This window comes from Stenotrophomonas pictorum JCM 9942 (assembly GCF_001431585.1).
GTDB classification, from domain to species: domain Bacteria; phylum Pseudomonadota; class Gammaproteobacteria; order Xanthomonadales; family Xanthomonadaceae; genus Stenotrophomonas; species Stenotrophomonas pictorum.
Map to the genome: position 1 here is coordinate 1 of NZ_LLXS01000076.1, position 745 is coordinate 745.

A 745-nucleotide genomic window follows, 5' to 3' on the forward strand; every position below is an offset into this window, starting at 1 on the left:
CGAGCAGCGACTGTCGATCTCACCGCAGGGTAGGGCGCGGTATCAGCTCAAGACGCCGTGGCGAAATGGGACCACGCATGTCGAATGGGATGCGGTGGACTTCATCGCCAAGCTGGCGGCACTGGTCCCGCCACCTCGCGCGCATCTCACCCGCTTCCACGGCGTATTCGCCCCGAATGCAAACCTGCGTGCGCAGCTGACGCCCTCGGGGCGCGGCAAGCGGCCTGCGGGCGATGCGGCGCCAGTGGACGTCAGCGCCCACGACGAGCCGCGCAGCCCCGAGCAGAAGCGCCGTGCGATGAGCTGGGCGCAACGGCTCAAGCGGGTCTTTTCCATCGACATCACCACCTGCGCCCACTGCGGCGGCGCGGTACGGATCGTCGCCAGCATCGAGGAACCCACCGCCATCCGCGCCATCCTCGCCCACTTCGAGAAGCACGGCGCGCTGGAGCAAGCGCACTACCGGCCCGCAGCGCGCGCGCCGCCGCCGGCCGCGTGACGAGGTGCCGGCCACACAGCCGGCAGCCAAGCCAGAGTCCGATCCGATGCGGCCACGACCCCGCAGGGCTGCGCTCGGCCCTGTGCCGGGATTCGGTGAGAAATGGCTACGCACTGAGCCGCTGCGTGGCCCCGCGATGTCGAAAACCCACGCATGAACCCCCGATCTGTGCCCAAAGCGGCGCTTGCGCGACCGCCGCCTACCCGCCAGACTCGCCAAAAAGGGCGGTTGAACTTCCTATACCCC

At 69.3% G+C, this 745-nt stretch carries 1 protein-coding gene; it reads left to right on the top strand.

Annotation, left to right across the window (positions count from 1 at the left end; translation table 11 throughout):
* Positions 1 to 499, top strand: a 499-nt coding sequence (locus tag ARC78_RS15925) for an IS91 family transposase (protein ID WP_057506637.1), incomplete at its 5' end; no start/stop codon positions are given.
* Positions 500 to 745: the final 246 nt, after the last annotated feature.